Source organism: Bacillus sp. SCT118 (assembly GCF_058566435.1).
Genome location: NZ_CP191225.1, coordinates 2,901,950 through 2,920,774, shown reverse-complemented (window position 1 = coordinate 2,920,774; position 18,825 = coordinate 2,901,950). Strand labels below are relative to the sequence as shown.

The window sequence follows — 18,825 nt, the reverse complement described above, 5'->3', positions numbered from 1 at the left end:
GGTGAAAGCATTTGCGGATTTTACATACGGCTGACTGGCATCTTGGAAAAACGCTTGAAGGAAGAAGCAGGCTGAGTGAACAGGCCGATGTGCTGGATGAAATGAATACGATTGTAAAGGATGAGCAGATCGATGCCATTGTAATGGCGGGGGATGCATTTGACACCGTAAACCCGCCAGCTTTAGCCGAGCAGCTGTTTTATGAAAGCCTGTCTGCGCTTAGCGACAGAGGAAAGCGCCCGATCGTCGTCATTGCCGGAAACCACGATAATCCTGACCGTTTGTCCGCCGCTTCACCGCTGACACATGAAAACGGCATTCATTTAATCGGTTATCCGACAACAGAGCCGATTCATATTGAAGTGCCTTCAGCAGGAGAGCTTTTGGCGGTTGGAGCGCTGGCGTACCCATCTGAAGCGCGGTTAAATGAAGTGCTATCCGATACGTTTGATGAAAAGCTGCTCCGTGATCACTATGATGTGAAAATCAGGCAGGCGTTTGAGCATATGACAAGCCGGTTCCGGAACGATGCAGTGAAGATTGCCGCCAGCCATATTTATGTGGCAGGCGGAAACCAAACCGATTCAGAGCGGCCGATTGAAGTCGGCGGTGCATACACGGTGGCTGCTGAAAGCCTGCCGGCAGATGCCGCTTACGTTGCGCTCGGCCATTTGCATCGCCCGCAAACGATCAAGCGGGCGCGGACGCTTGCGCGTTATTCAGGATCTCCGCTCGCCTACAGCTTTTCTGAAGCGGGCTACGCTAAATCAGTGACGATTGTGGACGCAAAGCCTGGGGAAGAGGCCACTTGGCAAGAGGTGTTATTATCAAGCGGCAAGCCACTTGTGAAGTGGAAAGCGGCAAATGGATTGAGTGAGGTATATAGCTGGCTGGATGAAGGCAGAGATCAGAATGCTTGGATTGACCTGGAAATCCGTGTCGCGGACCAGCTGTCACTTGAAGAGATTCACAGGCTGCGGAAGGCGCACCCGGGCTTTATCCATATCAGGCCGGTTTTTGAAGAACAGAACAAAGACCGGGAACGGATCGAGGTTAAACATGTCTCAATCGAGGACCGCTTTAAGAAATTTTATGAAAAACAAACTGGCGGTGCGGTGCCGGATAAAGAAATGGTGAAGCTGTTTTTAGAGCTTGCATCAGGCGTTGAAGAGGAGGATGCGAAATGAAGCCGATTGCTTTAAGCATTAAGGGGCTCCATAGCTTTAGAGAGGAGCAGACGATAGATTTTGAAGGCCTTTCCGGTGCCGGTGTTTTCGGCATTTTCGGCCCGACAGGAAGCGGTAAATCCTCTATTCTCGACGCAATGACGCTTGCTTTATACGGAAAGGTGGAACGGGCGGCAAATAATACGCACGGAATTTTAAACCACGCCGAAGATACGCTGTCTGTTTCCTTTACCTTTGCGCTTCAGTCGAATCATCAAATCTCATACAAAGTCGAGCGTGTGTTTAAGAGAACGGATGAAATGAAGGTGAAAACGGCACTTTGCCGCTTTATCGAAATCAAGGATGAGCATACGGTGCTGGCTGATAAAGCCAACGAAGTGAATAAAAGAGTTGAGGAGCTCTTAGGGCTGACGATCGACGATTTTACGAGAGCGGTGGTGCTGCCCCAAGGGAAATTTGCTGAATTTCTGTCTTTAAAAGGGGCAGAGCGCAGGCATATGCTTCAGCGTTTATTTAATTTGGAGCATTATGGAGACAGGCTTGTGAAAAAGCTGAGACGGCAGGCGCAGGAAGCCAATGCGAGAAAAAATGAAATGCTTGCTGAACAGTCCGGTCTCGGTGAGGCGAGCTCAGAGGCAGTTGAGCAGGCTGAAAAGGCTCTCGAACAAGCTGAAGCCCGGCTGGAAGCGATGAGGAAGAACCGTAATCAGGCGAAGGAGCGGTTTACAGAGCATCAGGAGATATGGAATGTCCAAAAGGAAAAATCCGCTTATGAAGAAGAGGAAAAACGTCTCGCAGAAGAACAGCCGCATATAGACAGTATGCAAAAACGCCTGCTGGAAGCAGAAACAGCAGCAGCCCTTAAGCCCTATGCGGACCGGTACGCAGAAGCGATCCAGCATGAGGAGCAAGCTGAAAAGGAACAAACGGTAGCCCAAAAGGATTTAGCAGACCGGACAGCTTTCTTTCAGCAAAAACATGAAGAGTATGAAGCGTGGCGCCAGCATAAAAGCGAGAAAGAGCCTGAGCTTTTAACCAAACAGGAACAGCTTTCACGCTTGCAGGAAATCGAAATCAAACTGAGTGAGGCCAAGCAAGAGGAAGAGCGCAAAAAGGCTGACCTTCGGCAGAAAGAAGAGGCTCTTCAATCTGTCATGAATGAATTAGAGACCGTAACAGACCGCCTGACACGAGGGCAAAACAGACAGACAGAATTGAAACAGCAGCTCAAATCCCTGCAGGTGACATCCGATGAGCGAAAAAGCTGCCAGCAGGCCGCAGAAATGGCATTGCGCATCAGACAAACCGAGGAACAAATCAAAAAAGAGAAAAAACGAAGTGACGAATTGAACCTCGTGCTTCAGAAGATAAATGAAGAGAAGAATACACTCGTTCAAAAGACGGAAGCAGAAGAAAACAACATCATTCAGGCATATGAGGCAGTTCAAACTGTGTACCATTTGGTGTGCGAAACGGAACGCTCATTAACACGTATGACGGAAGAGACTAGAAAGAGTCAACACACGCTTCATTTACAGCGTGAAAAAGCAAGGGTGGCACTGCTGACAAAAGAGTTAGCCCAAAAGCTGACTGCCGGAAAGCCTTGCCCGGTATGCGGTTCAACCGATCATGATCCATCTGCCTCAGTACATGAAACATATGAAGCCGACAGCCATCTTGAAGAGGACATCAAACGGACAGATGTGTTATTGACGGAAGCTGCTGCTCTCAGCCAGGAGATTCTTTCAGCCAAAATTACGCTTGAAGAACAGTCCGCGCGCTTTATTGAACAGTGCCCGTTTTTGCAGACAATTCAAGCGCAGAACCTTGAAGCGGCAGCTTCCTTCGAAAATCAGCCGGTGTATGAAGCATTTGAAACTGCCAAATTTGAATGGAAACGAATCAAGCAGGACATTCTTTCTGTTAAGACACGAATGGCACAAATGATTGGCGCCTATCAGGAGTCTTTAAAAAAGGCCGAGCAGCTTAATGAAAAAATCGGTTTTGAAAAAAGAGAAGCTGACCGTATTGAAAGCATCATCACCGAGCTTCAATCCTCAATGGACGGCAGTCTGAACATGTTTAAAGAAGCATTTCAGAATCAATCTGTGGACGAAGCAGAAAAATGGCAGCAAGCCATTGAAGAAAAGGACCGGGCTGCAGAAGAATGTGAAAAACGAATTGAGAAGAGTATCGCGTTTCTTGCTGAGCATGAAGCACAAAAGGAAAAACTGCGGGAATCTGGACATCGGCTTGAACGGGAAAAGCTGGAGCTTCATTATGCGGCTGAACGCATCAAGAGCGTGATAGCTGATTATGAGCACGAACTCGGAGATTATGCAAAAGGAGATTCGATTCAAATCAAACTCCGCTCTGTCCAGCAGGATCTAAAGCTGTTAAAGGAAAAAGAACAATCTTTATATGAAGAACTGCAAAGCGCCCAAATGAAGCTCAACCAGGCGAAAAGCCGCGCTTCTGCAAGCGAGCTCACTCTTCAAGAGGCGAAGGGCAGATTGGAAAAAGCAAAAGCTGCTTGGCTTGAGCATACAAAAAACACCTCCATTACCCGGACTGAGGAGGTTGAACAAAGTCTCATCCCAGCTGATGAACTTGAAAAGATGAAAACCGGCATAGACCAGTTTATGGATAAAATAAAGCAAAATGCTGCAAACTTAAAACGAGTAGCAGAGATACTTGCCGGCAGAGCATTATCAGAGAGCGAATGGAACGAAACCGTTGCAGCATTACAAGAAGCTGAGGACGCATTTGGCATTGCTATAGAGGAAAAAGGCGCGGCAGCAAAAGCACTGGCTGTCATTCGCGAACATCATAAACGGTTTAATGAAATTGAAGCTGAACTGAAAAAATGGCAGACGCATATCGACAGGCTGGACAAGCTGCAAGCTGTGTTTAAAGGCAATACCTTCGTCGAATTTTTAGCTGAGGAGCAGCTTGAAAGCGTTGCGAGGGACGCCTCAGCAAGACTCAGTATGCTGACAAGACAGCGCTATGCCATCGAAGTAGATTCAGAAGGCGGCTTCGTGATGCGGGATGACGCGAATGGAGGCGTAAGACGCCCGGTTTCCAGTTTGTCTGGAGGAGAGACCTTCCTCACCTCGCTTTCACTTGCTCTTGCGCTGTCTGCGCAGATCCAGCTTCGCGGGGAATACCCGCTTCAGTTCTTTTTCTTAGATGAAGGCTTCGGCACACTGGATCAAGATCTGCTTGATACGGTTGTAACGGCCTTGGAAAAACTTCAGTCAGACAATCTGGCTGTCGGTGTCATCAGCCATGTGCAGGAACTGCGTGCACGGCTTCCGAAAAAGCTGATCGTCCATCCGGCTGAACCGAGCGGCCGCGGTACGCGGGTATCACTTGAGTTGATGTAAGGGAGGAGCGGATATGGCAAAGCAGACTGCCGGAATATGTGAGCTGTGCGGCCGGAGCGATGTCCAGCTGACAGAGCATCATCTCACACCGAAAGAGGAAGGCGGAACGTTTTTGCCGACAGCGATGCTCTGTATTCCTTGCCATAAACAGATTCATGCCTTATATACCAATCAAGAGCTCGCTGTACGTTTAAACGGAATGGCTGAACTCAGAAGCAATCCAGAGCTTGCCCGGTTTGTCAAATGGATCAGAAAACAGCCGCCTGAGAAGCTGATCAAAACAAAGAAATCAAATGAACGAAAAAAGAAAAAATGACTAAAAAGCAGCCCTCTCTTTGCAGAGCGGCTGCTTTTATCCGTTTCCAACCATATCCTGATCGTTGACATCGGGGTCTATATAATTTGTCGCGTTGACTGCGTTATTTAATAGAAGGAAATCTCCCGTGTTTCCTGCTCCCGAACCGAGCGCAGATTTTGAAGAGCTTTTCGGAGAAAGGTAAAAGGAATCACCAAAGTTTACGACTCCGCCCGATATGGAATTGATAGCTATAGGCCCGACAATTGCTGGCATAAACGACACCCTTTATCGAAGTCTCTGTTTATTATATGTTCTTGGCGGGCGATTGTGAGCGCGGAGACTGAATCTGTCTGATATGTTTGATTCTCGCATCACCGCGGATAAGCGAAGCTGAACCAGCATGTAAAACAGAAGAGGCAGACACCCCTTGAATTTTGATGCTGCGAACATAAATAGCCGGCACCTCGTGGCAAAATGCGCTTTGTACACCTGTTTCGGGAATCGGCTTCACTGCCTGCTGCTGAAAGATCTGATACTCCTTTTTGTTAAATGAGCCTTCATTATGGTAAAACGTGGACCGAGAACGCTGAACAGCAAATACTTTTACACTCATATCGATTTCATTTGTGTCGCCAACTTGAAACACACTTGCGATCCCGAGGGAATTAAACTTAACTAGTCTGATGCGTGATATGCGTTTAAGCATTATTCTGGCGCAATCGGAGCAAACGGCCCGATGATAAGAGATTCAGGCGGTGTATCAAAAATAGAAGACAGGTAGATGGATTCAGTGTCTCCGATGTGGAAAACGGAGGAACTGGACACACCGTTCATCCGGATGTCCCCGACTTCCAAGCTGCGGTTGATGACTGTAAAGATCATGCTTGCTCATCTCCTTTCATTTCTGATGGAATATGCTCCAGAAAGTGTTCTACAGCGCGGATGACATCACGCTTCACATGCTCAGCGATATGTTCTGCATATTGTGCAGGCGGTGTATTTTCTTCTTTTTTGATATGGGACATATAATAGTGAATCCGGCTGTCCATTTGTTTTCTGATGTCTTCAATGACATGATGTCTGTTTGTATCGTCAAGTCTGCTGTCATATTGGTTTTCAAGCTGTTCCAAAATATCTGGGATTTCCTCGGTTAAGTACATGTCGACATTCTGGCGGATCTGCTGCATGAGCTGAGCGCTCTCTTCCTGCTGCATCATCCCGATTTGCGGTGTCGACTGGCTGACTTCAAAGTTTTGGACGCTGTTCGGGTCAGTCGGATTTAAGCCGATATTCAAAGTCCCGTCGAGCCTTTCGATTTTCAGCTGATCAAATTTATACTCCACACGCTCAATGGTAGTGGCCGGCCGCTGTTTCATCGTATTCATTTCAGTTTGAATCTCTTTCAGCTGACGTTCGAGCTGCTGAATGTGAATCGCCTGCTGCTGAACGAAGGAATTCAAGTTTTGCAGGTAAGAGGAAACAGATTGATCATACATGTTCTTTCACCTCTTTCATATGATTAACGGCCAGGAGGCTGGAGCGGGACCAATGAACCTGTAGAAGGCCCCTGTAATTCAACTGGCTGCCCCGCGGAGGCTACCTCAGGTGCGGCCTCTACATAACTCCCTGTATTATACAAATTTGACAGAGACTTGATTGATCCGGCGCTCCCGATTTGCAGAATGGAGGAGTTGCTGATTGATTCCAGCCGGAGATAGTTGATTTGAATGGTTTGATTAATATAGAAGTTCATGAGCCTCACTCCTTTTACGCATTGGCCACGATCGGCTGATCAACCGCATCATTGTCATACACATTCGTCGCGTTTTGATAATTCATCACCTTGAGGCTGTCGCCGGTATTAAAGCTGCCAGCACCGGCAAACGTTCTGACCTGAGCCTGAGGAGAAATCGTAATGCAGTCCCCGATGTGAACGACTCCGCTCGTACCAATCGCATTAATTTTAAACGCTCCGACAATGGCCGGCATACGAGCACATCCTTTGTTGAAAAATTAAAAAAAGACAGGTAAAGTGAAATGACAATTCTGATTTCAATTGGGCTATTCACGATAGCTTATGACAAACGCACATATGTGTGAGAGAAATTTAAAGGGGACATATCGGCTCTTGATGAAAGCGTTTTATTTTTTCGGGCCGTTATGTTTAAACATGGCAAAAGAGGATGTTGGGTATAAATTGAGCGGAAATGCGGCGAAGGATGCCGCTATCCGCCTATGGTGATTTTTGTTTATTTCTTTGGTGTTTTTGCGTGTAGAATGCTTTTTGGAGTATGTCGTGCTGCGGTATTCGATTTTTGGGCGGGCACATTCTCGCCCTGAGGTATATCCCAGAAGTGCTGAGCAAAAAGCGGAGTTACATGTGGTGTATTCTAATCGTTATAGAACGTTATAGAAAATGATTTACATACGGGAGTTTTCAAGATATCTCCCAAAAATCATTTCTTCTTTAATCCGGGTATTCAGCAGGATATCCAGCTCTTGGCTGCATTGAATCGTTTCTTTTGAATTCATGCCGTATTTTTGTGCGGTTTCAATTAGTGTGATCCTCATTTCTTCAATTTTACTGTTCATTACGCTATCTCCAATTCTAGATTTTATTTTGATATAAATACAGGATATCGTTAGTATAACCTATTTTGGCTCAAAAGGTTGCCTTTCGTCAATTTGACTAAAAAAGCGACAATTTTTGCTGCGGCCTTTTTTAATGGAGAAAGAACTAAAGTCTTGCTAAGTGTGCTTGCAAAAAGTCCTGCCGTTCCTCAATTTCTCTAAGTATGTTTGTCTGCTCCTTTTCGATCTGAAAGGGGCTTTTTTTGATAAAAGGATCATCAGCAGCACTTTGACAAATGTCAAGGTGCCATTCGTTGATGAGAGGAGATAATCGTTCAATAGTAAACGACCGCTTCAGCACGTTTTTCATTAAGGTGTGATATTGCGACCGGAAGGCGGGAATGGATAGAAGCCTTGAGGAAAGCGTCTTTCCTTTTGTCAGAAGCGGGTCTTCTTCATACCATTCTTGTACGGCAAGCGATCTTGTCTCCATCGGGGAAACGTAAAGCCGACCGGATTCGTTTAAACAAAATGTGTAGTAAAAGCCTTGATTGGTGCAGGCGTTGCCGATCAGCCACAAAAAAAACAGCTTGACATCCAGATACAATTTAATCCTTTCAGCCAATTCGTCATCTCCGGCTGTGCGGATCAGTATGAAAAATTCATGTAAGAATGCCGAGGAATCATTGTTAAAAAGGGACAACGGAACCCTTGGATCGGCCGTCTTTGCTCCGTAACTCGTTTTACCGGCTGGCTGATGGTTCTTGATGTTCAAATAAATGCCTTCAGGCTGGCCATTGATTGTCAGAAAGCTGTACGAGGCAGCGGGAGCAGGTACGCCGATCTGGTCAAAAAAACAATAGGCGAGTCTGCGCCGCATCAGGGACGGATCATCCTGTTCTGCATTCAAAAAAAGTGTCCTTTCACCAAGCAGAGACTTTTCCCAGCTGATTTCATAGGATGCCTTTTCCGCTCTGTCACGCTGTGTGAGAAGAATGGGAGAAACAGATCGATCTGTTACGAAAAGCCCCTTGGCAGTACCTTTCCTTTTCAGCTGCTCCCGATGAAAAAATAAATGCACGCGTTCCATATTCTTTCCTCCTTCTCAAAACGACATTTGTATGATATGTAGAGCAAGCCCGTCCTGAAACGAAATGAAAACGGAATTGAGAAAAAGGGATTTCAGCATTCGACAGAGAATACATGAAGGAGCATTCTGATTTAAAAGATGATGGAGGAATAACATGAAATTTGCGACAGGGGAACTTTACAACCGAATGTTTGTCGGCCTGATCATTGACGATGAGAAAATTATGGATTTGCAAAAGGCTGAAAAAAAACTGTTTGAACTTGAGACGATTCCGGGATCGCTGATTGAATGTATCGCAGAAGGGGATAAATTCGTTGCGCATGCAAGGCAGCTGGCCGAGTGGGCAAAGAAACCGAATGATGAGCTGGGATCATTTATGTATTCATTATCTGAGGTGAAGCTCCATGCACCCATTCCGAAGCCATCAAAAAATATCATCTGCATCGGCAAAAACTACCGGGATCACGCGATTGAAATGGGAAGCGAGGCTGATATTCCGGAGCATCCGATGGTATTTACAAAATCGCCGATAACGGTTACAGGGCATGGTGATATCGTAAAGAGCCATGAAGAGGTTACCTCTCAGCTTGATTATGAGGGAGAACTTGCTGTCGTGATCGGAAAAAGCGGGACCCGCATTTCAAAAGAAGATGCATATGACCATGTTTTCGGATATACGATTGTGAATGATATCACGGCGCGTGATCTGCAAAAAAGGCATAAGCAGTTTTTTATCGGAAAAAGCTTGGATACGACATGTCCGATGGGGCCCGTGCTTGTACATAAATCATCTATTCAGGAGCCAGAGCGCCTCAAGGTTGAAACTAGAGTCAACGGCGAGCTGCGCCAATCCGGTTCGGCAAGCGATATGATCTTTTCCATTCCGGAATTAATTGAAACCCTCTCAAAGGGGATGACGCTTGAAGCGGGCGACATCATTGCCACCGGTACGCCGTCTGGTGTCGGCAAGGGGTTTACGCCTCCAAAATTCTTGCGGTCAGGTGACAAAATTGATATTACAATTGACCCGATCGGTACGCTGTCAAACCAAATTGGCTGAATAAAACTGGAGGGCGGACCCGGACCCGCCCGTTTTTTCTGATAATCATCTTTGTGGCAGAGGACAAGTTCATGGTACTATAAATGGGGTAATTTATCTGATAGGGGGAACATGTATGACACACCTACATATTACGACATGGGTGGTAGCGCTGATTCTGCTTTTCGTCAGCTACTCGCTGTATTCGTCAGGAAGTGCAAAGGGCGCAAAAATCACTCATATGATTCTGCGGTTATTCTATATCCTTATTATTTTGACAGGAGCTGAGCTGTTTGTCCGTTTTGCCAACTGGAACGGAGAATACGCCGGCAAAATGATTCTGGGCATTATCACCATCGGCCTGATGGAAATGCTCCTCATCCGCAAGAAAAAAGAAAAATCAACAGGAGGCCTGTGGATCGGCTTCGTCATTGTCCTTTTGCTGACAGTGCTGCTCGGTCTGCATTTGCCAATCGGTTTTCAATTGTTTTAATAGAAAAACCTATGAACCCGGCTCTTTGATAGAGTTGGGTTTTTTTATATTTATCCCCTTATATGCCAAATCATTTAAAATAACCTTAAAATTCCCTGTAAGCGGTATCTCGTCCTATGAAATTATGATACCTTCAAGGAGATTCATTATTTTGCAGGAGGGATAACATGAAACGCAGAAAATTCAGCTCGTTTGTGGCGGCAGTGCTTATTTTTGCACTGATTTTCAGCCTTTTTTCTCCGGGAACCAAAGCTGCAGCGGCCGGCGCGATCGATCAGGCGGCTGCTCTGGAAAACGGCAAAGAGCAGACAGGCGCCATGAAGGAGCCGGAACAGGTGAAATGGTACAAAGTGACCCCGGGAGCAACGGATATTCAGAAAAACTCACATATGGCACTGACCATAAAGAGTGATTCAGTACTGAATGTATCTGTATATCCAAGTAAGGAAAAAGCGCTTAAAGATGAAACGTTTGAGATGTACCGTTCTTTCACAGCGGAGGATGGAAAAAGCGAAGTCATTTTTCCATACGCGTGGAGCGGCCCTTACTATGTAAAAGTTGAATACCTCGGAGAAGAAGAGCCAGAGGACGGCGGAACGGCAGAAGCAGCTACAGAAGCCAAGTATACGATCGGGTATAAAGGCACCAAAAAACAGCCGTCAGATTTAGAAGAGGAAGAAGCTTGTCCGGTTGAAATGAGTGTCGATCAGAAGAAATCAGGAAAAGGCATCCTGGATAAGTTGAGAGCGATTCGTGATGAGCAGCTGAGCCAAACAGCAGAAGGCAAAGAACTGACAAGCCTTTATTACAAGGCAGCACCGTTTATCGTTGCAAAGCTCGCACTCAATAAAACAGCAAGAAATGAAATCTATCGGGATCTTGTGACATTAAAGCCGTTATTTGACGATGTGTCAGAAAACGGAGCATCATCTTCGTATAAGGTCACTGAAAAGGATCAAAAAGCGATCAACCGGCTATATGATAAAGCTTTACAATCAGTCCCGTCATTCCTTAAAGAGGAGATAAAGAAACAAGCGGACCGACTAAATATGAAGCAGCTGCAAGGCAAAACAGCAGGAGCCATTTTAACAGAAAACAATATTGCAGCAAAAAGTGAAGTTCAGACAACAAAGGTTATTTTCAAGGTGAAGGACAATAAAAGCCTCTCATCCGTACATAATGAAATGAAGGGCTTTTCTGCAAGCGCGCAATCGAAAAAAGACATTTCTAATGTGAAAAAGGCAAAGAAACTGTTTGACAATCTATATTCATTTGAACTTCCGAAAGATGAGAAACAGAACGGCGCATATACGGCAAGCGCCAAAAGGGTCAAAAGCGCTGCTGCGACACTATCCAAGATGTCCAATGTAGAGTTTGCGGAACCCGTACAGGAATACAAAAGCCTGGCAAACGATATTCAGTACCCTTATCAATGGCCGCTTAAAAACAACGGTGAAAACGGCGGTGTCAAAAACGCGGATGTGAAATATGAGCCTGCCAACACATTGCTGTCCAAACGCAAGCTTAACGATACACTCATTGCAGTAGTAGACACAGGCGTAGACAGCACGCTTGCTGATTTAAAAGGAAAAGTAAGAACAGATCTCGGACACAATTTTGTCGGACGAAATAACAATGCAATGGATGATCAGGGGCATGGGACGCATGTCGCAGGCATTATTGCGGCCCAAAGCGATAACGGCTATTCAATGACAGGATTGAATGCCAAAGCAAAAATCATCCCTGTAAAAGTGCTTGATTCCGCAGGTTCCGGAGATACTGAACAAATTGCTCTCGGCATCAAATATGCTGCTGACAAAGGAGCAAAGGTGATTAATTTAAGTTTAGGCGGAGGCTACAGCCGCGTGCTTGAATTTGCTTTGAAGTACGCAGCTGACAAAAATGTCTTGATTGCCGCAGCCAGCGGGAATGATGGAGAAAATGCCTTATCTTATCCTGCATCTTCTAAATATGTGATGTCGGTCGGCGCAACGAACCGCATGGATATGACCGCTGATTTCTCTAACTATGGAAAAGGTCTGGACATCTCTGCTCCAGGGTCGGATATCCCGAGCTTAGTGCCGAACGGAAATGTCACGTACATGAGCGGAACGTCTATGGCGACGCCGTATGCTGCCGCTGCTGCAGGATTGCTGTTTGCTCAAAATCCTAAACTGAAAAGAACAGAAGTTGAGGATATGTTGAAAAAGACGGCAGATGATATTTCCTTTGAAAGTGTCGATGGCGGAAAAGAAGAGTTGTATGACGATTATGGCGATCCGATTGAAATTCCGAAGACACCTGGTGTAGACTGGCATTCAGGCTACGGGCGGCTGAATGTCATGAAGGCTGTCAGCGCAGCTGATTTACAACTTAAGGTCAACAAGCTGGAAAGCACTCAAACAGCTGTCAGAGGAAACGCGAAGGAAGGCACACTTATCGAGGTGATGAACGGCAAAAAGAAACTCGGCAGCGCCAAAGCCGGAAAAGACAATGCGTTCAAGGTTAATATCGCGACTCAAAAACAGGATCAAGTACTGTATGTGAAAGCAACAAAAGGCGATGCGAAAACATCGTATAAAGTTGTCGTCGTCAAAGGAAAACCTTCCGGCACACCGAAAGTAAACGCGGTGAAAACGAAGGATACGGCAGTAAAAGGGAAGGCAAACAGCAAAGCGATGATCAGAGTGAAAAACAAATCAAAGAAAGTCATTGCTTCTGCCAAAGCTGACGCAAAAGGAACGTTTTCGGTGAAAATCAAAAAACAAAAAGCCGGAACGGTGCTGTACGTCACGGCTGCGGATACAGATAAAAAAGAAAGCAAGGAAGCAAAAGTTGTTGTTGAAAAGTAACCAAAAAGCGGTGCTCGATGCACCGCTTTTTTATTTGCGCCCCCGTTGGACTGCTGAATACATAATGGATCGCTTTCCGTTTGAAGCCGTCCATTCAAAACGGTCTCCTGTCCCTTCGCTGCTGTAGTGATGCTGCATCGCGCATTGTGCGGTGTCATTTGAAAAGTGATAAAAGGACACACCCTGCCCCGCCGAAGTATTCGAAAAGACTCCTTTATTATAAGAAAAGACGCAATCGAATACCGATAAGCCGAAGCTGTGCAAGTGCTGTAGAAATGCGAGAAAGGTTTCGTCGTCAAGCGAATCCAAAAGCGCCATGAGCGGCCGCTTGACTGATTTCTCATAGCGGATGCGTTCTCCGCCGGAAAGGGAGATGTTTTCTGCCCCGCATGCCAAAACCAACTTGTCCTGAAAGCCGGCTTGTTCCCACTTTCCTTTATGATGGATCCAGATTGGGCTGTGTTGGAGACTGTCCGCCAGCAGTATATCGCCTTCACCGTTTTCGATTAAGCAGATGCCGTCTTCAATGAGGATGGTGCCGTATTCCCACTTTCGTTCCTCTGTATATAACAATTGTTTCCGTTTCATCCATGCTGTCTCCTTTTTCTTCATTCCTCTCTTTTCTTTCCAATTCAAGCCTGTCCCATACAACTCTTTTATGGACAAATCAACTATCTGCCTATAGATGCATAAACTTACTAAGGTGCTGAAAGAAACGAAATTGTTACGAAAGAAACGGGATTGGAGCTGATGTCACATGTGTGGAATTACGGGTTGGGTCGATTTTAAAAAGCAGCTCGTCCAGGAAAAACAAACGATGGACAGAATGACAGACACTCTTTCCAAACGAGGGCCTGATGATTCAAACGTTTGGGGGGAGCACCATGTTTTATTCGGACATAAAAGACTTGCGGTTGTTGATATTGAAGGCGGACGCCAGCCGATGGCGTGTACCTATAAAGGGGATACGTACACCATTATTTACAATGGCGAGCTTTATAACACGGAAGATTTGCGCAAAGAATTGCGGGCGCGGGGCCATCAATTCGAACGTACGTCAGATACCGAGGTGCTTCTGCACAGCTACATCGAATGGCAGGAAGACTGTGTCGACCATCTCAATGGCATATTCGCTTTCGCTGTGTGGGATGAAAAGCGTAATCTGCTGTTTGCCGCGAGAGACCGTCTCGGCGTAAAGCCGTTTTTTTACACGAAGGAAGGCTCTTCATTTCTCTTCGGATCAGAAATTAAGGCAATCCTCGCGCACCCTGATATAAAAGCGCGAGTGGACAGAACGGGACTTTCTGAAATTTTCGGTCTTGGACCGTCCAGAACCCCGGGCACTGGCATATTTAAAGGCATAAAAGAAATCCGCCCGGCTCATGCGCTGACATTTTCCAAAGACGGACTTAATATTTGGCGTTATTGGAATGTTGAAAGCGAAAAACATACGGACAGTTTTGATGACACGGTTGCCAATGTCAGATCGTTATTTCAGGACGCGGTGACGCGGCAGCTTGTGTCGGATGTGCCGGTTTGCACATTCCTATCAGGCGGTCTGGACTCAAGCGCAATTACAGCGATTGCGGCGGGCCATTTTGAAAAGGAAGGAAAAGCACCGCTTCATACTTATTCGATTGATTACGAAGAGAACGATAAATATTTTCAAGCAAGCGCTTTTCAGCCGAATGATGACGGACCATGGATTGAAAAAATGACAGAGGCTTTCGGCACAACGCACCACAAATGCGTCATCAGCCAAAAAGATCTCGTTGATCATTTGGAGGAAGCTGTACTGGTCAAAGACTTGCCGGGAATGGCGGATGTCGACTCATCCCTGCTGTGGTTTTGCCGGGAAATCAAAAAGGACTTTGTCGTCAGCCTATCGGGAGAGTGCGCGGATGAGATTTTCGGCGGGTACCCGTGGTTCCATACGGCAGATGTTGAGTCTGGCTTTCCATGGATGAGATCAACGGAGGAGCGGATCAAGCTGCTTTCTGACTCATGGCAGAAAAAATTGAATCTGAAAGAATACGTAAATGCCAAATATGAAGAAACCTTGGCAGAAACGCCATTATTAGACGGAGAAACGGGTGTGGATAAAGCAAGAAGACAGCTGTTCTATTTAAATATGCTTTGGTTTATGACGAACCTTTTGGATCGGAAGGATCGCATGAGCATGGGGGCGAGCTTGGAAGTGCGGGTGCCGTTCGCCGATCACCGGCTTGTGGAATATGTTTGGAATATTCCGTGGGAAATGAAAATGCATGATAATCGGGAAAAAGGCATTTTGCGCAAAGCGCTTGAAGGCATTTTGCCTGATGACATTCTGTATCGCAAAAAAAGCCCGTATCCGAAAACACATCATCCGGAATATACAAAAGGCGTCAGCGAATGGCTGAAAACGATCAGAAGCCAAAAGGACTCCGTGCTCCATACCTTGCTGGACAGAAAACAATTAGATCAGCTTTTAGAAACGGAAGGCTCCTCCTTCAAGGTGCCGTGGTTCGGGCAGCTCATGAAGGGGCCTCAGCTGATCGCCCATCTTGCTCAAATTCATACATGGTTTGAAGCGTATCGCATTGATATTGATGAAGGATAAAGAAAAAGCCGATTCTGCTCAAAGGAATCGGCTTTTTCTTCATATACAATTGCGAGAAAACATAATAGACTTGAAGAAGCAGTGATACATAGGAGTGAAAAGAAATGAAAGAGATAAAAGAAGCCTATCAGCAATGCGGCCAGATCGTCAGCGCCCGCGAACCAGCCTGTTACAAAGCATTTTCGTTTCTTCCGCTGAAGCAAAGGCAGGCGGCTTGGGCGGTTATGGCGTTTTGCCATACGGCAGCCAATGCGGATGAGAAGGCGTTATCTGCCATTGAAGCTGAGGCGGAAGATGTTTTTTCCGGTACGTATAACGGGAATCATTTTTTGTGGAAGGCTTTCGGCCATGCGTACCAAACCTTTACACTGGACAGCGAGCCATTCCGTGAGTTCATTGCCGCACAGAAAGCGGAAGATAAACCGTTTGGAAACCTTGATGAATTGCTCATGCACGCATACCAGACAGGCGGCGCAGCCGGATTGATGCTGCTCCCGATTATGGCGCGCCGGCATCAGAACCAGCTGACACATGCAGCTGGTTCTCTCGGTTTAGCGATTCAGCTGATTCGGATTCTGAGAGATTTCGGCACTGGCCAACAGCAAAAAAGCCGTATCCCTCGGGAAGTAATGCAGCAATTCGGCTATACAGAGGCTGATCTCCAAAAAGGCACCGTAAATAAAGCGTTCACAATGACGTGGGAGTATATCGCTTTTGAAGCAGAAGCCTACCTTGAAGAGTGTCAGGATGCCTTGCCGCTATTTCCGCAGTATTCTCAAAAAACGGTGAAAGCCGCTCTTCATTTGTACCGGGCTATTTTAGAAAAAATCCGGGCGAAGCAGCACGATGTATTTCAACATCACTTCGCTCTCACAGAGACCGAAGTGAAGCAGATTCTCTCTGATATCTAAAAAACACCCGGGCTTGATTGAGCCGGGTGTTACGCCATACCTTTTTGAATCCAGATACGTGAGCGCCATCTTCTGTACATTAAGATTCCCCGGACCCATTCATCCGCGATAAAAGAAATCCAAATGCCGGCAAGACCGAAACCGAGGTGGATGCCAAAAAGATAAGCAAGCGGGAGGCCGATGCCCCACATTGAAATCATTGCCATGTAAACTGGGAATTTCGCATCCCCCGCGGCCCGCAGAGAGTTAATGATAATGACATTAAACGAGCGGCCTGGTTCAAGGATAATGGTCATGGCAATCAATAGGCTTGCAGTTGCTATAATGTCAGGGCTTTGTGTGAAGAGTCCGATCAGGTCTTTTGAAAAGATCGTCATCAAAACAGAGGTAGCCGCAGCAATTCCGAGTGCCCAATATAAGCTCTTCATGCAGCGCTCATAAGCGGCATCAAATTGTTTGCCGCCGATATAACGGCCGATTAAGATTTGTGTACCCTGGCTGATCGCAGTGCCGAACAGCAAAATAAACATCGTAATATTTTGCGTATACACTTTTGTTGTCAACGCCTGCGCGCCCATGATGGCGATAAAATACGTGACAATCATTTGCGAAAGGTTGTATGAAAGCTGCTCTCCCGCAGAAGGAATGCCGATTTTCAGCAGCTTGCGCAAATGCTCTTTATGCATATGAAAGACTTTTTTCAGCGACATCTTCAGCTGAATGCGTTTGTTGACAATCACAATCATCGCGATTAATCCGATGACGCGGGCGATAGATGTGGACATGGCCACACCGGCAACGCCGAGAACAGGAAAGCCGAACAAACCGAAGATCACAACAAAGTTTCCGGCAATGTTTAAAATGTTCATGCCGATAGTGACAAACATTGTATCTTTTGTGTAGCCGTAGCTTTTTAAGATCGCGCTGAATGTCATGATTAAAGCCTGAATAAAGGACAGACCTCCGACAACTTGTAAAAAGACTTTCGCATCAGGCATCAGTGCGTTTGATAATCCCATCATATGAAGCAGAGGGACAGCCGCAAAAAAGACGACGGCGCTGATGGCCAGGCTGATGAAGAAGTTGGCGCCGATTGACACATAAGCGACTTCCATGGCTTCTTTCTTTTGCCGTGAGCCTAGAAATTGTGAAATGATAACGGTCGTTCCTGTTGCGATAAAGCTGAACATCACGATAATTAAATTTAAAATCTGGTTGCTGACGCCGACTGCTGCCACGCTGTTATCCGAGTATTGGCTGAGCATCAGTGTATCGGCATTACCCATAAACATATATAATGAGACCTCAATAAAGATCGGCCAAGTAAGCGAAAATAATGAGAACGTTTTGTCAGCGGGTTTTTTCAAAGCAGTTGATTTGAAGACAGCTTGTTTCATAGTGTCTAACCCCTTTCGTAAATAAAATCAACGTTTTAAAGTGTACCTCCATTTCCTTATAATAAAAAGGGATAGAAACGATACTTCTTGTAAAAATCCGACTTAAAAAGGAGGATGATTCAAATGCCTCGCATCCTGTTTACAGTCCCGCCTTTTCCGGTATTTATCGCAGCTGGGGAAGGGGTTTTTAAAAAAGGAGAAACCCATGTGAAACGTGTATTCTCCGTGTTTGATCTGATATATGTCAAACAGGGAACGTTATATATAACGGAAAATGAAACATCGTTTTCTGTTGAAGGCGGCGAGTACATCTTGCTTTCTCCCGGTCTTGAACACTACGGGACGAAGGGCAGTGATGAAGCAACCTCCTACTATTGGCTTCACTTCGATGAACATCGATATGAATTTACGGCAAAGGGAGGCAGCAACTGGTCTGAGCTTCAGCAGGAAAAAGGGAGCTTCGAAGAGCCGGCCCGCTACGGATTGGCCTTGCCGAGAAAAGGCAAGGTGCAGCGCCCGCAGTTTATGGCGCAGCAGTTTGAAAAGCTGATCGATTACTCCGCGGAAAACTCTGATTTGCCGCTCAGAAAGCAAATCTTATTTGAGGAGCTGATGCTGCATCTTCAAAAAGAAGCGTTCCAAATACCGTCTGCGAAAGAGCGGGTAGCCTGGGAGGCGGCCCGGTACTTACAGGAGCACTATAAGGAAAAGACGACAATCAAGGATCTGTCGCTCGCCCTTCACTATCATCAGGATTATGTGAGCCGCTGCATGCAGCAGGTGCTCGGCGTAACTCCGGCACAATACACGAACCGGGTGAGAATGACAGAAGCGAAGCGTCTTTTATCCTCTACAAATGATAAGATGGGCGTTATTGCGGAAACGATCGGAATGGAAGATCCGACATACTTTTCAAAACTCTTTAAGCAGATAGAAGGCATTTCACCAATTGAATACCGGAAAATTGTCAGCCGGAAAGTTCAATAACCAGACGAG

18 protein-coding genes and 1 pseudogene are annotated in these 18,825 nt (G+C 46.1%); 9 read left to right on the top strand and 10 right to left on the bottom strand.

Translation table 11 applies throughout. The features are described from left to right. The first annotated feature begins 11 nt into the window (after window positions 1–11). From sbcD to hlpB, 3 genes are read left to right on the top strand one after another with little or no spacing between them, the layout of a single operon-like run. Complete coding sequence (gene sbcD / locus ACQVGT_RS14975; protein WP_015383292.1) at window positions 12–1,187, top strand: exonuclease subunit SbcD; 1,176 nt, start codon at window positions 12–14, stop codon at window positions 1,185–1,187. Further along, a complete protein-coding gene (gene sbcC, locus ACQVGT_RS14970; RefSeq protein ID WP_015483060.1) occupies window positions 1,184–4,576 on the top strand; it encodes an exonuclease subunit SbcC in 3,393 nt (1,130 codons plus the stop codon). Before sbcD ends, sbcC begins: the two co-directional genes overlap by 4 nt. 13 nt (window positions 4,577–4,589) lie before the next feature. Beyond that, window positions 4,590–4,892 carry an HNH nuclease-like protein HlpB gene (gene hlpB / locus ACQVGT_RS14965; RefSeq protein ID WP_015383294.1) on the top strand — a complete coding sequence of 101 codons (303 nt, stop codon included), beginning with the start codon at window positions 4,590–4,592 and terminating at the stop codon, window positions 4,890–4,892. Between the two features lie 36 nt (window positions 4,893–4,928). Here hlpB and ACQVGT_RS14960 read toward each other — a convergent pair whose 3' ends face one another. From ACQVGT_RS14960 to ACQVGT_RS14925, 8 genes are all read right to left on the bottom strand, one after another. Beyond that, window positions 4,929–5,147, bottom strand: a complete 219-nt coding sequence (locus ACQVGT_RS14960; protein WP_003233096.1) for a spore germination protein — start codon at window positions 5,145–5,147, stop codon at window positions 4,929–4,931. 31 nt (window positions 5,148–5,178) lie between these two features. Further along, window positions 5,179–5,580 (bottom strand): spore germination protein GerPE, encoded by a 402-nt coding sequence (locus tag ACQVGT_RS14955; RefSeq protein WP_046340225.1) that lies wholly within the window; start codon window positions 5,578–5,580, stop codon window positions 5,179–5,181. Then, window positions 5,580–5,756: a spore germination protein GerPD gene (gene gerPD, locus ACQVGT_RS14950; protein WP_014476380.1), complete on the bottom strand. Its 177-nt coding sequence runs from the start codon at window positions 5,754–5,756 to the stop codon at window positions 5,580–5,582. The genes ACQVGT_RS14955 and gerPD overlap by 1 nt, the downstream gene beginning before the upstream one ends. Next, window positions 5,753–6,370: a spore germination protein GerPC gene (locus ACQVGT_RS14945; protein ID WP_014476381.1), complete on the bottom strand. Its 618-nt coding sequence runs from the start codon at window positions 6,368–6,370 to the stop codon at window positions 5,753–5,755. The genes gerPD and ACQVGT_RS14945 overlap by 4 nt, the downstream gene beginning before the upstream one ends. A gap of 23 nt (window positions 6,371–6,393) precedes the next feature. Further along, a complete protein-coding gene (locus ACQVGT_RS14940; RefSeq protein ID WP_015483061.1) occupies window positions 6,394–6,627 on the bottom strand; it encodes a spore germination protein GerPB in 234 nt (77 codons plus the stop codon). 14 nt (window positions 6,628–6,641) lie between these two features. Next, the gene (locus ACQVGT_RS14935; protein ID WP_003233088.1) at window positions 6,642–6,863 is read right to left on the bottom strand and encodes a spore germination protein; all 222 of its coding nucleotides are present in this window, start codon (window positions 6,861–6,863) and stop codon (window positions 6,642–6,644) included. 432 nt (window positions 6,864–7,295) lie between these two features. After that, entirely contained in the window at window positions 7,296–7,466 is a 171-nt protein-coding gene (gene yisI, locus ACQVGT_RS14930; protein WP_003233086.1) for an aspartyl-phosphate phosphatase YisI, read from the bottom strand. Between the two features lie 145 nt (window positions 7,467–7,611). Further along, a complete protein-coding gene (locus tag ACQVGT_RS14925; RefSeq protein WP_015383296.1) occupies window positions 7,612–8,535 on the bottom strand; it encodes a CotH kinase family protein in 924 nt (307 codons plus the stop codon). 154 nt (window positions 8,536–8,689) lie between these two features. Here ACQVGT_RS14925 and ACQVGT_RS14920 point away from each other — a divergent pair, with 154 nt between their 5' ends. From ACQVGT_RS14920 to wprA, 3 genes are all read left to right on the top strand, one after another. Beyond that, window positions 8,690–9,595, top strand: coding sequence for a fumarylacetoacetate hydrolase family protein (locus tag ACQVGT_RS14920; RefSeq protein WP_015383297.1), 906 nt, complete (start codon window positions 8,690–8,692; stop codon window positions 9,593–9,595). A gap of 115 nt (window positions 9,596–9,710) precedes the next feature. Further along, on the top strand, window positions 9,711–10,067 hold the full coding sequence (locus ACQVGT_RS14915; protein WP_014479397.1) for a YisL family protein: 357 nt from the start codon (window positions 9,711–9,713) through the stop codon (window positions 10,065–10,067). A 167-nt stretch (window positions 10,068–10,234) separates the two neighbouring features. Further along, window positions 10,235–12,919 (top strand): cell wall-associated protease WprA, encoded by a 2,685-nt coding sequence (wprA, locus tag ACQVGT_RS14910; RefSeq protein WP_015483062.1) that lies wholly within the window; start codon window positions 10,235–10,237, stop codon window positions 12,917–12,919. A gap of 30 nt (window positions 12,920–12,949) precedes the next feature. Here wprA and ACQVGT_RS14905 read toward each other — a convergent pair whose 3' ends face one another. After that, window positions 12,950–13,531 carry a DUF2777 domain-containing protein gene (locus ACQVGT_RS14905; protein ID WP_072692655.1) on the bottom strand — a complete coding sequence of 194 codons (582 nt, stop codon included), beginning with the start codon at window positions 13,529–13,531 and terminating at the stop codon, window positions 12,950–12,952. A 145-nt stretch (window positions 13,532–13,676) separates the two neighbouring features. On the opposite strand from ACQVGT_RS14905, the gene asnB reads away from it, so the two are divergent. Together asnB and ACQVGT_RS14895 are read left to right on the top strand one after the other, a co-directional pair. Then, window positions 13,677–15,521: an asparagine synthase (glutamine-hydrolyzing) gene (gene asnB, locus ACQVGT_RS14900; protein ID WP_015383301.1), complete on the top strand. Its 1,845-nt coding sequence runs from the start codon at window positions 13,677–13,679 to the stop codon at window positions 15,519–15,521. 81 nt (window positions 15,522–15,602) lie between these two features. Next, a pseudogene (locus ACQVGT_RS14895) lies at window positions 15,603–16,432 on the top strand (phytoene/squalene synthase family protein). A gap of 29 nt (window positions 16,433–16,461) precedes the next feature. On the opposite strand, the gene ACQVGT_RS14890 reads toward ACQVGT_RS14895, so the two are convergent. Next, window positions 16,462–17,829 (bottom strand): MATE family efflux transporter, encoded by a 1,368-nt coding sequence (locus ACQVGT_RS14890; RefSeq protein ID WP_014476390.1) that lies wholly within the window; start codon window positions 17,827–17,829, stop codon window positions 16,462–16,464. Between the two features lie 123 nt (window positions 17,830–17,952). On the opposite strand from ACQVGT_RS14890, the gene ACQVGT_RS14885 reads away from it, so the two are divergent. Beyond that, a complete protein-coding gene (locus tag ACQVGT_RS14885) occupies window positions 17,953–18,816 on the top strand; it encodes an AraC family transcriptional regulator (RefSeq protein WP_015483064.1) in 864 nt (287 codons plus the stop codon). The last annotated feature ends 9 nt before the right edge of the window (window positions 18,817–18,825 follow it).

Excerpts from the sequence above, each read along its gene's own strand:
- ACQVGT_RS14960 (WP_003233096.1), bottom strand. The coding sequence starts at position 5,147 with ATGCCAGCAATTGTCGGGCCTATAGCTATCAATTCCATATCGGGCGGA.
- ACQVGT_RS14890 (WP_014476390.1), bottom strand. The coding sequence starts at position 17,829 with ATGAAACAAGCTGTCTTCAAATCAACTGCTTTGAAAAAACCCGCTGAC.
- ACQVGT_RS14920 (WP_015383297.1), top strand. The coding sequence starts at position 8,690 with ATGAAATTTGCGACAGGGGAACTTTACAACCGAATGTTTGTCGGCCTG.
- ACQVGT_RS14940 (WP_015483061.1), bottom strand. The coding sequence starts at position 6,627 with ATGAACTTCTATATTAATCAAACCATTCAAATCAACTATCTCCGGCTG.
- gerPD (WP_014476380.1), bottom strand. The coding sequence starts at position 5,756 with ATGATCTTTACAGTCATCAACCGCAGCTTGGAAGTCGGGGACATCCGG.
- wprA (WP_015483062.1), top strand. The coding sequence starts at position 10,235 with ATGAAACGCAGAAAATTCAGCTCGTTTGTGGCGGCAGTGCTTATTTTT.
- ACQVGT_RS14945 (WP_014476381.1), bottom strand. The coding sequence starts at position 6,370 with ATGTATGATCAATCTGTTTCCTCTTACCTGCAAAACTTGAATTCCTTC.
- asnB (WP_015383301.1), top strand. The coding sequence starts at position 13,677 with ATGTGTGGAATTACGGGTTGGGTCGATTTTAAAAAGCAGCTCGTCCAG.
- ACQVGT_RS14955 (WP_046340225.1), bottom strand. The coding sequence starts at position 5,580 with ATGCTTAAACGCATATCACGCATCAGACTAGTTAAGTTTAATTCCCTC.
- ACQVGT_RS14925 (WP_015383296.1), bottom strand. The coding sequence starts at position 8,535 with ATGGAACGCGTGCATTTATTTTTTCATCGGGAGCAGCTGAAAAGGAAA.
- ACQVGT_RS14915 (WP_014479397.1), top strand. The coding sequence starts at position 9,711 with ATGACACACCTACATATTACGACATGGGTGGTAGCGCTGATTCTGCTT.
- ACQVGT_RS14885 (WP_015483064.1), top strand. The coding sequence starts at position 17,953 with ATGCCTCGCATCCTGTTTACAGTCCCGCCTTTTCCGGTATTTATCGCA.
- ACQVGT_RS14905 (WP_072692655.1), bottom strand. The coding sequence starts at position 13,531 with ATGAAGAAAAAGGAGACAGCATGGATGAAACGGAAACAATTGTTATAT.
- ACQVGT_RS14935 (WP_003233088.1), bottom strand. The coding sequence starts at position 6,863 with ATGCCGGCCATTGTCGGAGCGTTTAAAATTAATGCGATTGGTACGAGC.
- yisI (WP_003233086.1), bottom strand. The coding sequence starts at position 7,466 with ATGAACAGTAAAATTGAAGAAATGAGGATCACACTAATTGAAACCGCA.
- hlpB (WP_015383294.1), top strand. The coding sequence starts at position 4,590 with ATGGCAAAGCAGACTGCCGGAATATGTGAGCTGTGCGGCCGGAGCGAT.
- sbcC (WP_015483060.1), top strand. The coding sequence starts at position 1,184 with ATGAAGCCGATTGCTTTAAGCATTAAGGGGCTCCATAGCTTTAGAGAG.